Genomic DNA, 13893 nt, shown 5'->3' with positions numbered 1-13893 from the left:
AATCGCAGAGAAACAGGTTTTTCTGTAAAATAACCAGTTTCAAATTGTGTAATCGAGCTCACGTTATTAACATGTTTATTTTATGTTAACAATTATTCACGGCATGATAGTGATATGACGATACCCAAGGGCATATAATGATTTCAATCCCATTTAGCCATCATCAAAAAACATTGATCGACTGTTGCTTAAATACCATTGCGCATATTATTCCAATTTCAGCGTCAGTTTATTATCTTGTTAATGAACACTGGCAACCAAATAATCATGTGCTTTATGGTATCCCGCCTCGTATGCATCAGGATTATTTAAAATACTTTCATCAGCTGGATCCATTGCATCCGGATAATTTTCGAGGTGACGATCTACGCTTGGTAAGAATGGACCCTGAAATGAAACAACAAAATCAGGCCTTTTTTCATGATTTCATGCAACCAAACAACTTAACGGATATGGCAGAAATTTTCATTCGACGAAAAAATAAAATCATCGCAGGAATTTCAGTATTAAGAGATTGCCCGTTTACACAGCAAGAAGTGATGAGATTGAATGCTATCCTCCCCGTTGCCGAATTGATGACTTTTGATGTATTACCTGACTCTTTAGTTTCTTATACCCCAAAAGAGCAAGAAATTATTCACTTAGTTCGAGAAGGTGCTAGCAACAAGCGCATCGCATTATTGCTCGGTGTATCGCTTTCTACCGTGAAAACTCACTTAAGGAATATCTTCGCCAAGGCTAACGTCTCTAATCGCACAGAATTAGTCTCATCAGGCTTTATCATTCATCAAGATAATTCATTTTAGGTAAGTTAACGACCGCCTGCTGCATCGATAATAGAACCTGTCACGTAAGATGACGCATCACTTAATAACCACGTAATTATTTCAGCTATTTCATTAGGCTGCCCACCTCTTTTAAGCGGTAATTGTTCCGCTACACGTTCAACTCTTGTAGCTTCCCCGCCATCAGCATGCATTTGTGTATAAATATAGCCCGGCCGAACCCCGTTAACTCGAATCCCTAACTGGGCTAACTCAAGTGATAACCCTTTAGTTATCGTATCAACCGCACCTTTTGAGGCTGCATAATCAATATATTCTCCTGCTGCACCAAGACGAGCAGCCGCGGAAGAGACATTCACGATTGCTTTCCCTTTATAACGATCAAAATATTGAGCATTTTTAATGAATTCACGACAACAAATTAAAAGCCCTGTCACATTAGTTGTGAGGACTAAATTAATTCGCTCAGCTGTTAAATTCTCGGTACGACACTGATTAAACAAAATTCCTGCATTATTAACGAGATAATCTAATTCTCCATACTGCTCTTTAATGACATTAAATAATTCAACAACCTCACTTTCATTCGCTATATTACCCTTCAATGCACTAGCCACCCCTCCCAAACGCTGTATTTCATTGACAACAGACTGCGCTGCCTGATCATTGTTTTTATAATTAATCAAAACATGCATACCTAAGTTAGCAAGCTGTAAAGCCGTAGCACGACCAATACCTCGACTTCCACCAGTAATTAATACTTTTTTCATTTTGCCACTTACCTATATTTTAATTTAATAAACTAAAAAATTAATAACACGCTAATATTTATCATAGTGCGACACAAACATATAGCAGGCAAAAAATTCTCAAAAACAAAAATCCCGACAGTAATGTCGGGAAATAGTTAATCAATAAATAAAGAAATTAAGACTAGTAGCGCACCATGACAGATTTCAATTCAGTGTAATGTTCAATAAAGGCACTACCAAATTCACGCCCTATCCCAGATGATTTAACACCGCCAAACGGAACCGCAGGATCAAGAAACGTGTGCATATTTACCCATACCGTACCAGCTTCAATACGTGAAATCATACGCATTGCTTTGCTTAAATCGTTAGTCCAAACACTTGCCGCTAAACCAAATGGAGTACTATTCATCAGTTCAATTAATTCGTCTTCGTCGTCATAACTTAAAAATGTCCCCACCGGGCCAAAGGTTTCTTCTTTCATTAATACATCATTAGGGCTATTTGCACGAATAATAGTAGGCGGAACAAAATAACCTGCACCAGCAATAGCCTCACCACCATAAATAATTTCACTGCCATCTTGGCGAGCCTTTTCAAATAACCCCAAGATTTTTTCATAATGAGCTTTATTGGCTAACGGTCCCATTTCTGTTGTTTCATCAAGCGGAGAGCCAATTTTCATCATCGATAAACGCGCTTTTAATAGCCCAAGTACTTCATCAATTAATTTAGCGGGAATATAAAACCGTTCTGCCGCGGCACAAATTTGACCTTGATTTAAATAGCCCGCTTCTATGATGCCATTAACTATTTTTTCAACGGGTAAATCAGCTAAGAAGGCCGCACCATTTTTTCCACCCAACTCAAGTGTAACACGGGTTAGTTTGCCTTCCATTGCCGTTCGGCCAACGGCAAGTCCTGTTGGTACAGAGCCCGTAAATGTCACTTTCGAACATAATGGATGATTGATTAATGCAGGTCCCACTTCTCGGCCACCACCATTAATAATATTAATCACACCATCAGGAATACCGGCCTCTTTCGCTAATTCAACGACTCTCAGCATAGTTAATGGCGTATACTCACTCGGCTTTAAAACAATCGTACAACCACAAGTTAAGGCCGCAGCAAGTTTCCAGATGGAAATCATAATGGAGAAGTTCCAAGGAATGATCCCTGCAACGACACCAACTGGCTCACGCTGCGTAAACGCAGAATATTTTTCACCATTAAATGATGGCAAGGACACATTGAGTGTCTCACCGCTGATTTTTGTCGCCCACCCTGCAAAATAACGCAAAAATTGAGCAGCTGAACCAACTTCTAAAAAACGAGAAAGCTGAATGGTTTTCCCTGAACAAAGGGTTTCTAACTGAGCCAACTCTTCTAAATTAGCATCCAACAAATCGGCTAGGCGATTTAGGCAATTACCTCGCTCCATTGGCGTTGTCGTTGCCCAAATCCCTTTAAGCGCAACGTGCGCAGCTTTCATTGCCGCATCCACTTCCGTTAACGTTGCTTCTTTTACGGTTGCAATAACCTGTTCAGTGGCGGGATTAACGACATCAAAAAAAGCAGTCCCCTTGCCCTCAATAGGTAAACCGTCGATAAAATGTCCATGTTGACGCTTTAGAAATTCACTTACTTTCGGTAATAGGGTTAACTCGCTCATCGTTTTCACTCCACTTGATATAAATTAATTAGGCATTTACGCAGGCTAGGTAGTGTTTAACAAAACGTTCAGCGTTAATTTCCCACAAGACTTCCGTGCCTTTAGCAGCAAACCAAGAATCGCCTTTATGGTATTCCACAGTAACGCCTGTTTTAACATCCGTTAATTTCACCGAACCTTCATGTACCGTTGCCATTTCATCAAATGGATAAACCATTTTAAATTTACCTTTGGTACAAGCAAAAATACCACAACTCAAGTTATCAGTAGGTTCACCATGGATCATCGCAACACTTGCTTGAGGATCGCCTTCGACAACCACAGATCCTAAATTAGTCACGCTGCCAATATTTAACAGCTCAGGAAGTGGTTGGTTTAACAATAATGGATTGATCATGATTTTCACCTTTTTAATCGATTAAATGATGTGTTTATAAAATACATTAAAAAGCAATAGGTTAACGGCGACCTTGCCAATAACCTGATGTTTGATGCAATATTTTAGCCATCGATACAATGACATTACGCAGGCTATCCTTACCCATAATATTGGCATGAGGAATCGAGCTCATTAAGTCATAACGATGCGATCCTTCGACCATTCCTTCAGCAAGTACTTTGCAAACAATTTGACTAGGCGTCACCCCAAACCCTGAATAACCTTGCACATAAAACACATTGTTATGTGTAGGTATTGAACCAATCTGAGGAAATAAATTTGCACTGCAAGCCATTGGTCCACCCCATGCTAATTCAATTTTCACATCCTTTAAGTAAGGGAAAATTTTTAACATCAAGTGACGATTCCAAGCCTTTAAATCTGAAGGAATATATTCAAGGAAATGCGTTGAACTACCAAATAGTAGCCTGTTTTCTTTAGTAACACGGTAGTAATCAATAACAGGACGAATATCACTATAAGCACCACGAATTGGGCTAATCCGCTCAATTAGTTCATCAGATAATTGCTCTGTCATTAATTGATAAGCATAGGTATTAATTGTTTTTGGATAAAGAGTCGGTTCAAGACCATTAAGAAATGAATCACAAGCCCAAAGCATTTTTTTCGCACGAACGGAGCCCATTGCTGTACGAACCGTGACCGTATTACCATACTCAACGTTCAATACTTGGCTATTTTCAAAAATTTTAGCCCCATATTCCGTCACCGCCTTTGCTTCACCTAATAGCAAATTCAATGAGTGAACGTGGCCACCGCCCATATGCTTAATCCCACAAGTATAAGCATCAGAACCGATAATTTGTTTGAGATCGCTTCCTGTATAAAATTCAATTTCTTCATCTGGTGCAACAGCTTTGAAATCAGCAAGCCAACTGCGTAAAGTTTTTTCTTGGCGCTGATTACTACCTAAATAGGCGTAGCCATGGCAAAAATCGGCATCAATATTGTACTTTGCAATACGCTCTCGCATGATCCCTGCGCCCATATTGCTGAGTTTAAAAATAGTTTCTAAACCCTCTGAACCCACATGCTTTTTTATTGCATCTAGGTCATGACCGATACCAGCCATCACTTGCCCACCATTACGTCCAGTACCGCCGTAGCCAAGATGTCGACCTTCTAAAATTGCAATATTGGTAATACCTTTTTCACACAATTCAAGTGCCGTATTAATACCCGAAAAACCACCACCAATAATAACAACATCAACATCAAGATCTTCTTTCAGCGTTGGAAAGCGAAGATCATATTTTTTTGTAGCCGCATAATAAGTTAATGATTCTATTTGGTTATTCATAACGAACACCTTATTTAGTCTCTTGCTTTAATCTTAATTATCTTAACCTTTAGTTAACATTTACATAGCCCTTTAGGGATATTCTAAACATATCATTAACATTTGTGACATAGCACAATATTTCATTGTAAATAAAATAGCAGAAATCAAATAAAATTCAGATTTAAATCAATTAGTTATAAATTGTTTTTATATTAATAATTAACAAAAGTAATAATAAATTGACTACAGATATATGAGGAGGATAAAGAAAGGATTTACTGTAATAAATTGATTTATAATCAATAGCAGTATCAGTGATTTTTTACGTTATTGCTCAGCCCGATTCATAAATAAACTAAATAATTCAACTTGAGAATTAATATCTAACTTTTGATAAATATTTTTACGATGATTTTTTACTGTCCCTAAGCTAATAAAAAGTAATTCAGCTATCAAAGGAGAGCCCTTACCTTCAAGAATGAGCTCAACAATTTCACATTCTCTAGGTGTTAACCCAAATCGCGTTTGCATATCGTTATAACGGTAATAGCTAGAAACCGCATTGGGTGAAACATCTTTATGCAAGCGAGCCATACTGCGAATAATATCAAAAGTCTCTTTTAATGAAGCAGAGCCATCATGCTTATCAGAGAAAAAAGGCTGCTCCTCATTACCAAAAAAAATACCTAATTGTTTGTCGGTAGAAATCTCAAGTAATAAACCGGCTTCATCACGCCACCCCGTTTTACGATAAAAATTAAGATAGTAATCGGTATGATAAAAACCTTTAGGTGCTAGTTCATTCAATGTTAATACCTTTGAATCGCCACCTTTTTGAATTTCTTGATAAAAAGGGTCCATCAAATAAGCGCCTCGCTGATAAATACGATTCACACTATCACTATTGTGCCGTTCAATTTTAGAAAGAAAACGAGGAGGAGTTCCCTTTTCAAAAGAATAAATAATCGCATTATCAAATTTGATAAAGCAAGATAACCATGATAATAAATTAGGATAAAATTGGTTTGTTGCAACAGAATCAATCACATTGGGTAATTTATTCAGATAATTTTCCATTCTGCCTCCATTTCATTAATTTATTAAAAATAAGCTACAGGCGAATTATTCATTTCAGTCTAAAGAATATAAAAAACATATTTTCCAAATAAGCTCAAACCTATTGTTATTAATATGTTAATCAAATCACAGTATCATCCTAAAGTATTAACATTTTGTTACCAAGTATTTAGATGATAATGATTAAACAAGATGCAAGTCACAGGAAAGACGTTCGCTATTTCTTAATCTATTCTGATAGTTAACAAATATTATTATTTCTATACAAGGAGATGTCATGTCTTTGCATAAAATCATTTTAGACTGCGACCCAGGCCATGATGATGCTATGGCAATTTTATTAGCATTAGGAACCCCAACTGTTGAGCTACTCGCCATTACAACGGTAGTTGGCAATCAAACCTTAGAAAAAGTGACGCACAACGCACAAGCAATTCTTGAACTGGTTGGAGCTAAACAAATACCAATTGCCGCAGGTTGTCCACGACCATTAGTTCGCGCGATTCAAAATGCCGCAGAAGTTCATGGTATTAGTGGTCTTGATGGGACTCACCTCCCAGAGCCTACAATACCTCTTGATAAGCGCCATGCTGTTGATCTCATCATTGATACGCTTAAGGCACACCCACCCAAAACAGTCACTCTGGTACCTATAGGTGGACTAACGAATATTGCCCTTGCCGTTCGTAAAGCCCCAGAAATTGTCGAATTAGTTAAAGAAGTGGTATTGATGGGAGGCGGTTATCATACGGGGAATCAATCTGCAGTTGCCGAATTCAATATCGCAATTGATCCAGAAGCGGCACATATTGTTTTCAATGAAAAATGGCCTATCACGATGATTGGTTTAGATTTAACACATCAAGCCAAACCCAACGATCAAATCATGACTGATATTGCCAACCTGAAAACACCCATTAGCCAATTTGTGATTGAATCGCTGAATTATTACACTGAAGGCTATCGTAAACGTAATGGTTACAGTGACCACGCGCCAGTACACGACCCCTGCGCTGTTGCTTATGTGATTAACCCGTCACTCATAGAAACTCGTATAGCGCCGGTAAATATTGAGTTACAAGGCACATTAACTACAGGCATGACAGTCACTGATTTTCGTGCCACACCAGCAGCAAATTGCCATACACAAGTGGCAACAAAACTCGATAATCAACAACTCTGGGCGATGTTCATCGACGCACTTAAATACTTAGACAAGTAAATTAGACGGCCTATCAATATGTTATAACGCCATAATGATAGGCTAATTTTTAGTTTTTTAATATTGCTTTCAATTTAGAGTAACGTCTAATCAAACGCCATTTGAGCTTTATCGTCGTAGCATGTTGCCAAACAATATCCCAATAACCTTTATCAAAAAATATTTGCACCATCTCTTTTTGAATTTGAGGTGATTGAATAGCTAACAGTGCCTGAGTGATACCTAAACCTTCTTTACCCACCTGCCATAAACAAGCTGGTGCTTGTTTCACTTGCTCTGGATATCGCTTATAAATAGCTAGCAACATATCAATGATTTTCAGATAAGTATTTATCTTACGCACAGATCTTTCATCGCCATTGAGCGAATGAGAGACTGACTGGTTATGGATTAAATAACTGTAGTATTGCTCATTAATAAACTGAACGCGTTTAGAAACTAATAAAAGCTCGGTGGTCCAAGGGATATCTTGATGATGTAATTTAGGTTCAAAGTAAAAATTGTGCTCACGCAACAAATCAAGGCGATAGATATTCAACCAAGTCACATGCAAAAACTTACGAGAGTTTAACCCACGCTCTAACCATTCAGGTCCACTGATTACACCAGTTGAGGGCAGTTTATTTGGCGGAAAAATCGCTTTTGGTGCATCACCATTCGTATAAATATATGTCCCATTACAAGTCGCAACATCTAAATCGCTCGCGAGTGCAATCTCTAACAGGCGCCCATACATTTTAGGATTAATTTCATCATCAATATCAGGGAATGTTATATATTTCCCCGCAGCCTCAACCATACCTGTATTGCGAGCGACGGAAACGCCTTGATTTTCCTGAGATAATATTTTCATATTACTGAATTTATCTTCATACTGTCGTATGACATCTTCACTGTTATCATTAGAACCATCATTAACAACAATGAGTTCCCAATTTTCTAATTTTTGAGCGATTAAGCTATCAAAAAAATGGGGTAGAAATTTTTCGCCATTGTAAACTGCAACAACGATGCTCAAGACTGGTTGAGAAGACATTTATTAACCCTATAAATAAATCAACTGATGAAAATTACTTAAATACAAGACTACTTAGCATTAATTATTGATTAAAAACACGCTACTTTAACAGTATAACTGATTAAAACTAATTAATTAGAAAAGAAGAATTCATATTGGTTCCATCTTCATAAAAAAATCATAATCTAGCGGATATGACTATCATTACAGGTTATGGCTTTTTTAATGCAATATTTAGTTCAAATGGCAGTGAACTAATTATCGATTATTTAACCTAATTAATATTAAATACTTATTAAATAAATAATAAAGGATACCTCTGTGGCTGGAAGTAGTTTACTCGCCTTACTCGATGATATTGCAGCAGTTTTAGATGATGTTTCTGTCATGACAAAAATGGCGGCAAAAAAAACCTCTGGTGTTCTCGGTGATGACTTGGCACTCAATGCTCAGCAAGTCACTGGTGTGCGTGCAGATAGAGAACTTCCTGTCGTGTGGGCAGTAGCTAAAGGTTCTTTCATCAATAAACTCATTTTGGTGCCACTCGCATTATTAATTAGCGCATTTATGCCTTGGGCAATAACCCCTCTTCTTATGATTGGGGGGGCATATCTTTGTTTTGAAGGCGCTGAAAAACTCGCTCATAAGTACCTTCACCCTAATGAAAAAAATCATTCACAGATATCCCAAAACAGCACCTTATCTCCGGAAGAATTAGCTGAATTTGAAAGTCGCAAAATCAAAGGAGCAGTTCGAACCGATTTCGTTTTATCCGCAGAGATTATTGCAATTACATTAGGCATAGTTTCTTCAACCACCTTTATCAACCAAGTTGCCGTGTTATCTATAATCGCCATTGTAATGACCATCGGGGTTTATGGTTTAGTCGCAGGTATCGTAAAATTAGATGACTTAGGGTTTTATTTACAGAAAAAAACAACAAAATTACTAATTAAATTTGGTAATGGACTCATTTATATTACCCCTTACCTGATGAAAACGCTTTCTATCGTAGGAACTGCGGCTATGTTTATGGTCGGTGGTGGTATACTTACCCATGGCATTCATTATATTTATGAATGGATTGAGGAACTTGCACTACTATCAACTCTTACACCAATCATTGGTAATACGATGCAATTTATCTTACCGTCATTAATAAATTTAGTTTTTGGCCTAATTGTAGGGCTATTTATTGTTTCGCTCATGACAATTATCAAGCGAATCAAACGCTGATTGAAAGTAAAAAATAAAATACATAACACACCCCATTTAATTTAATGTAGGGTGTGTTTATCGTTTAGCTTTTAATTTTCGAAGAAGAATAAAATATCAGTGAATAACTTTCGCTATAATAAACAATATATAACGATAGCTATTTCACCGATAAACATAAGTGCCATTCGTTAATCTCGCCCTATAATTCATCCTTCTTATTTCATTTTCATTAATTGTTGACTGCTTTTGCTAATTTACTGGTGATCAAAGTGATCTAAATCAAAAGTTGTTCACATTAATTTCACATTAAAACACTCGTAACCATAGTAATATTAGCTAGTTACGTCACAATATAACAGTATAAATATCAACATATAAGAGAGTATTTGAATGTGATTTAATTCTAAAATCATGTCACTTTGATAACAATTAAATACTCTTAATTAATACTAAAGTAGTATATTTAATTTAGTCTAGTTTATTAACAATGTAGGTAAGATAGACAAAAAGAATAATCACCTGATTTGTTTTGAAGGAAAAAAAATGCCGACACTGTATCGTCGATTTTCAATTATCAACCAAGTTATCGGATTAATGCTATTAATTGCGATCCTTGGGATCATTGGAATGACCATCTCAAACCGCATGATAATTAGTGTACAAGGCAATGCGCACGCAATAAATAAGTCGGGGTCCTTACGTATGCAAAGCTATAGACTACTATCCCTTGTCCCTCTTAATAGTCAAAATCAAAAATATCTTAATGACCTAGAAAGTGATTTACTTAGCCCTGAGCTCACTCAAGTCGTAAAAATTGAAAATTTAACACCTCAATTTAATGAATTACATGAATTTTGGCTAAAAAAACTGCGGCCCGCCCTAATGCAAGCATCCGCTGCAAACGATGCGAGGTATGAGGTTATTTCATTCGTAAATAAGCTTGATGAGCTAGTCCATAATATTGATGAAAAAACTGAGAAAAAAATTGCTTATGTTGCGATGACACAGTTAATTTTTATTAGCTTAGTTTTCTTATTGCTAATGGGTACAATGTGGCACCTCAGACGAAAAATTTATTATCCATGGATGACGTTGCTAACGATGGTCAACGCCATTAGACAAAAAGATTTTAGCCAACGTTATCCAAAAAATAATCGACAAGATGAATTAAATGCATTAGGAGAAACTCTTAATCAAATGTCTGATGAGCTAGCTCAAAGCTACCATCAGCTTGAAGCGCGTGTTGCCGAAAAAACCGCTGATTTGATAACAAAAAATCGAGTTTTATCATACCTATATCAATCAAACCAAATGCTTCACTCATCTGAACCGCTATATTTAAGATTACAAAAAGTACTTATCGAACTCGAAAATATTACTATTTTAAAAAATCTGAGTTTACGGTTATATGAAGATAGCAATGAAGAATATTTCCATGAAATATGCTGTACTTCCACTGGGTTAGATGATGAATCCACTAAGTTTATTGACGCTGAGAAAAATCCTTTTCGTGTACGTGAAATTATTACTTATCCTAAAACATTACAATGGGAGCTATCAGATAACATCCACCGCTATGGTGTAATTACGGGAGAAATAGAAAAAACCCAAATACTTTCTGATGAACAAAATAATTTGGTCTTAATGTTAGTTAAGCAAATCTCGGGCATGTTAGCTATGGAGCATCAAATAGAACAACAACAACAATTACTTATCATGGATGAGCGTTCCGCTATCGCAAGAGAGCTACATGATTCTATAGCCCAATCGTTATCATGCTTAAAAATGCAAATTAGCTATCTACAATTACAACCAGAACCTTTACCAGAAAAGCCTCAACAATTACTCAGTGAGATGCGCCAAGAAATTAATACTGCGTATAGCCAGCTTCGTGAATTATTAACTACATTTAGGCTAAAACTTACTGAGCCAGGGTTATTACCGTCTCTTGAAAGCACTATCAATGAATTCAGCGAAAGAATGAAGTTTAATATAAAATTAAACTATGATATCCCTGCAAAAAGTATATCACCGCACCAATCAATACATATAATACAAATAATCCGAGAGGCTCTCAGCAATATCTTGAAGCATGCAAATGCAAACTGGGCTGATGTTTCTTTAAGTCAAAATGCAGGTATTGTGACGATAACAATAAATGATGATGGCGCAGGAATTGACTCATCTCCCGACAAACTTAATCATTATGGCTTAATTATTATGAGAGAAAGAGCCCTAACCCTTAATGGACAGTGTTATGTAACCCCGAGAGAACTTGGAGGCACTGAAGTTAAGGTGACTTTCCCTTTATCTGAGGCTTAAATTTACTGGAGCAATTCTTTGATGGAAAATACGAATATAATGAACGAAAAATCAACAATTTTACTCATTGATGATCATCCTATGCTTAGAAGTGGTGTAAAACAACTGATAAGCTTAGAGCCTTCTTTGCTGGTGATTGGGGAAGCAGGCGATGGAAAAACAGGTATACAAATAGCTGAAGAACAAGATCCTGACTTAATCCTACTTGATCTTAATATGCCAGGAATGAATGGCTTTGAAACACTTGATGAACTAAGAAAACGAGAACTGTCAGGTCGGATCATTCTATTTACTGTCTCAAATTATGGTGATGATCTCGTCAACGCCTTAAAAAGAGGTGCTGATGGTTATTTACTTAAAGATATGGAACCTGAAGAATTAATTATTGCGCTTAAAGAAGCCGCAAGTGGTAAAATGGTTGTTAGCCCAACATTGACATCCGTACTAGCAGAATCTTTAAGAGATAATCAGGCTACAGATGATAGTAATATCAGTGCATTAACACCAAGAGAATCTGATATTTTAGAACTTATTTCTCATGGACTATCTAATAAAATGATTGCTCGTAAATTAGATATCGCAGAAAGTACAGTGAAAGTACATGTAAAGCATCTGCTCAAGAAACTAAACTTAAAATCAAGAGTTGAAGCTGCCGTGTGGGTATTACAACAAAAATGAGTTTAGCGAATATCATAGCTATACCATCAAATTATATAGCTATGATCTCTATCTCATTAATTAACAAAAATCATAAATTAGAATTAAAGCACGTTAATAGCTCAATTCTACAAATTTATTTTTTTTAATTATAATAGAATCTTCATTCGAGAATAATACAATGAGAATAATTGACTATGGAAGATGATTTAATACTTGTTACTAAAAATGATGTTCCTATTGGTACCATGGAAAAATTACTCGCACATCAATTAGGAAAATTACATCGAGCTTTTTCAGTCTTTATATTTAATAAAAATGGTGAGTTATTAATTCAGCAACGTGCTTTTCATAAATATCACTCCGCAGGACAATGGGCCAATTCTTGTTGTAGCCATCCAAAACCAAACGAAGATACATTAAAAGCTGCGCAAAGAAGACTTCAAGAAGAGCTAGGCTTCACAACTGAGCTAAACCATGTTGGCTCATTGATCTATCATGCTAAAGTCAGTGGTGGTCTTATTGAACATGAATATGACCATCTTTTTATCGGTTATTATGATGCGGATTTTGAACCTAACGCAGATGAAGTTGTAGCAACTCGCTGGATAAATATTCATCAATTAAATCATGAGGTTAATACTAGTTCGGAACAATTTACGCCTTGGCTAAAGAAAATATTAGAGAAGTACCCTTTATTAAAATTTAGTTAGGTAATTGTTTTAGCACGATCTTAATTAAAATAATAATACATAAATTATTAAATAAGATTAAGTATCCCAATTAATAATTAAGCTATTGCTTACGACTTTATATCTACAAGTAGATTCATATAATTAATGCAACTATAATATAAATCTAACTAATATTTCTACTCCCCATCATTAAGATAAGCCTACTATTTTTTCACACTAATAAGTGCGCTATTACTCGCCATCTTATATCGAACAAGTTTATTCATCGGGACAATCCATCCACATGAACTTCCCCCGTATCGAAAGTTAAAGGTTATCGGTTCAAATTACTGCCTGCAAATCATTTTTTGCCAGCTACTTACCATTATTTGGGTAGCTCTGAGCCTTAACCGTTTCACACTGAAGGTTTAACCGATTTATTCTGAGGGTCAAACGGCTCAGTTTTACCTGTGCATTTTGATGGAGTCATTGTCAATGTTTAAACAGCAATCGACTCTCCCTCAGCGAAGGCTTGACTGTCATTGCGGTTTGTCCGCGATTCAACATTTTCGCATCGGGTTACCAAACCCCCAAACGCAAAAAAGCCACCCAATGGGTGGCTTCTCGGCTTAATTAATGTCTGGCAGTTCCCTACTCTCACATGGGGAGACCCCACACTACCATCGGCGCTACGGCGTTTCACTACTGAGTTCGGCATGGGGTCAGGTGGGACCACCGCGCTATTGCCGCC

At 36.6% G+C, this 13893-nt stretch carries 12 protein-coding genes and 1 rRNA gene; 6 read left to right on the top strand and 7 right to left on the bottom strand.

What is annotated here, in order from left to right:
• The first annotated feature begins 137 nt into the window (after positions 1-137).
• On the top strand, positions 138-806 hold the full coding sequence (locus AAZR93_RS18515; protein WP_434720696.1) for a LuxR C-terminal-related transcriptional regulator: 669 nt from the start codon (positions 138-140) through the stop codon (positions 804-806).
• A gap of 5 nt (positions 807-811) precedes the next feature.
• On the opposite strand, the gene AAZR93_RS18510 is transcribed toward AAZR93_RS18515, so the two are convergent.
• The 5 genes from AAZR93_RS18510 to AAZR93_RS18490 form a co-directional block, all read right to left on the bottom strand.
• The gene (locus tag AAZR93_RS18510; RefSeq protein WP_434720695.1) at positions 812-1555 is read right to left on the bottom strand and encodes an SDR family oxidoreductase; all 744 of its coding nucleotides are present in this window, start codon (positions 1553-1555) and stop codon (positions 812-814) included.
• 163 nt (positions 1556-1718) lie between these two features.
• Positions 1719-3212 carry an aldehyde dehydrogenase family protein gene (locus AAZR93_RS18505; RefSeq protein ID WP_434720694.1) on the bottom strand — a complete coding sequence of 498 codons (1494 nt, stop codon included), beginning with the start codon at positions 3210-3212 and terminating at the stop codon, positions 1719-1721.
• A gap of 28 nt (positions 3213-3240) precedes the next feature.
• The gene (locus tag AAZR93_RS18500) at positions 3241-3609 is read right to left on the bottom strand and encodes a cupin domain-containing protein (protein ID WP_294108118.1); all 369 of its coding nucleotides are present in this window, start codon (positions 3607-3609) and stop codon (positions 3241-3243) included.
• Between the two features lie 61 nt (positions 3610-3670).
• On the bottom strand, positions 3671-4972 hold the full coding sequence (locus AAZR93_RS18495) for an NAD(P)/FAD-dependent oxidoreductase (RefSeq protein WP_434720693.1): 1302 nt from the start codon (positions 4970-4972) through the stop codon (positions 3671-3673).
• A gap of 309 nt (positions 4973-5281) precedes the next feature.
• Positions 5282-6031 carry a helix-turn-helix transcriptional regulator gene (locus AAZR93_RS18490; protein ID WP_434720692.1) on the bottom strand — a complete coding sequence of 250 codons (750 nt, stop codon included), beginning with the start codon at positions 6029-6031 and terminating at the stop codon, positions 5282-5284.
• Positions 6032-6308: 277 nt separating this feature from the next.
• On the opposite strand from AAZR93_RS18490, the gene AAZR93_RS18485 reads away from it, so the two are divergent.
• Positions 6309-7253 (top strand): nucleoside hydrolase, encoded by a 945-nt coding sequence (locus tag AAZR93_RS18485; protein WP_434720691.1) that lies wholly within the window; start codon positions 6309-6311, stop codon positions 7251-7253.
• Positions 7254-7302: 49 nt separating this feature from the next.
• Here AAZR93_RS18485 and AAZR93_RS18480 read toward each other — a convergent pair whose 3' ends face one another.
• Positions 7303-8289, bottom strand: coding sequence for a glycosyltransferase (locus AAZR93_RS18480; protein WP_434720690.1), 987 nt, complete (start codon positions 8287-8289; stop codon positions 7303-7305).
• Positions 8290-8592: 303 nt separating this feature from the next.
• Here AAZR93_RS18480 and AAZR93_RS18475 point away from each other — a divergent pair, with 303 nt between their 5' ends.
• The 4 genes from AAZR93_RS18475 to idi all read left to right on the top strand — a co-directional run bounded on the left by AAZR93_RS18475 (position 8593) and on the right by idi (position 13181).
• Positions 8593-9507: a DUF808 domain-containing protein gene (locus AAZR93_RS18475; protein ID WP_336430877.1), complete on the top strand. Its 915-nt coding sequence runs from the start codon at positions 8593-8595 to the stop codon at positions 9505-9507.
• A gap of 525 nt (positions 9508-10032) precedes the next feature.
• Complete coding sequence (gene narX / locus AAZR93_RS18470) at positions 10033-11811, top strand: nitrate/nitrite two-component system sensor histidine kinase NarX (RefSeq protein ID WP_434720689.1); 1779 nt, start codon at positions 10033-10035, stop codon at positions 11809-11811.
• Between the two features lie 21 nt (positions 11812-11832).
• On the top strand, positions 11833-12489 hold the full coding sequence (gene narL, locus AAZR93_RS18465; protein WP_336430876.1) for a two-component system response regulator NarL: 657 nt from the start codon (positions 11833-11835) through the stop codon (positions 12487-12489).
• Positions 12490-12665: 176 nt separating this feature from the next.
• Positions 12666-13181: an isopentenyl-diphosphate Delta-isomerase gene (idi, locus tag AAZR93_RS18460; protein ID WP_434720688.1), complete on the top strand. Its 516-nt coding sequence runs from the start codon at positions 12666-12668 to the stop codon at positions 13179-13181.
• A 599-nt stretch (positions 13182-13780) separates the two neighbouring features.
• Here idi and rrf read toward each other — a convergent pair.
• Positions 13781-13893, bottom strand: a 5S ribosomal RNA gene (gene rrf / locus AAZR93_RS18455); the annotation flags it as partial.

The sequence above is a fragment of the Providencia sp. Je.9.19 genome (assembly GCF_051129765.1).
Lineage (GTDB): Bacteria > Pseudomonadota > Gammaproteobacteria > Enterobacterales > Enterobacteriaceae > Providencia.
This window is presented reverse-complemented; position numbering and strand designations above follow the sequence as displayed.

Coding starts and splice junctions, on each gene's coding strand:
- AAZR93_RS18515 (WP_434720696.1), top strand. CDS start 138: ATGATTTCAATCCCATTTAGCCATCATCAAAAAACATTGATCGACTGT.
- AAZR93_RS18510 (WP_434720695.1), bottom strand. CDS start 1,555: ATGAAAAAAGTATTAATTACTGGTGGAAGTCGAGGTATTGGTCGTGCT.
- AAZR93_RS18505 (WP_434720694.1), bottom strand. CDS start 3,212: ATGAGCGAGTTAACCCTATTACCGAAAGTAAGTGAATTTCTAAAGCGT.
- AAZR93_RS18500 (WP_294108118.1), bottom strand. CDS start 3,609: ATGATCAATCCATTATTGTTAAACCAACCACTTCCTGAGCTGTTAAAT.
- AAZR93_RS18495 (WP_434720693.1), bottom strand. CDS start 4,972: ATGAATAACCAAATAGAATCATTAACTTATTATGCGGCTACAAAAAAA.
- AAZR93_RS18490 (WP_434720692.1), bottom strand. CDS start 6,031: ATGGAAAATTATCTGAATAAATTACCCAATGTGATTGATTCTGTTGCA.
- AAZR93_RS18485 (WP_434720691.1), top strand. CDS start 6,309: ATGTCTTTGCATAAAATCATTTTAGACTGCGACCCAGGCCATGATGAT.
- AAZR93_RS18480 (WP_434720690.1), bottom strand. CDS start 8,289: ATGTCTTCTCAACCAGTCTTGAGCATCGTTGTTGCAGTTTACAATGGC.
- narX (WP_434720689.1), top strand. CDS start 10,033: ATGCCGACACTGTATCGTCGATTTTCAATTATCAACCAAGTTATCGGA.
- narL (WP_336430876.1), top strand. CDS start 11,833: ATGGAAAATACGAATATAATGAACGAAAAATCAACAATTTTACTCATT.
- idi (WP_434720688.1), top strand. CDS start 12,666: ATGGAAGATGATTTAATACTTGTTACTAAAAATGATGTTCCTATTGGT.